Source organism: Rhizobium sp. SVR5-9E (genome assembly GCF_056755095.1).
Genome location: NZ_JBNDHS010000415.1, coordinates 1 through 272, shown reverse-complemented (window position 1 = coordinate 272; position 272 = coordinate 1). Strand labels below are relative to the sequence as shown.

Below are 272 nucleotides of genomic sequence, written 5' to 3'. Positions count from 1 at the left end.
CTCTTGTACTACATCAGGCACATCGCCTGACGGTACATAGTGGGAAACCAGGCTCGCCACCTTCTGCTGGTAGCGCACCCCCAGTAAGTTAAAGGCTTTCTGATCTCCCTTCTGGACCCGTTCAACCAGGACCTGGTCCGTTAACTGCTCGCTCATCCGAGGTAATGTCTCCCCAAACCTAAATTCCACGCGTTATCGAAACGCCACTCTTAAAAAACCGCACTTTGAGCAAGCACCGAATTAGAGTGTCTGATCTTCAATAAGTTCCGTAA

At 50.0% G+C, this 272-nt stretch carries 1 pseudogene; it reads right to left on the bottom strand.

Going from position 1 to position 272, the window contains the following annotated elements:
• Positions 1 to 156: pseudogene (gene rpoE / locus ACPYOJ_RS35425) on the bottom strand (RNA polymerase sigma factor RpoE); the annotation flags it as partial.
• Positions 157 to 272: the final 116 nt, after the last annotated feature.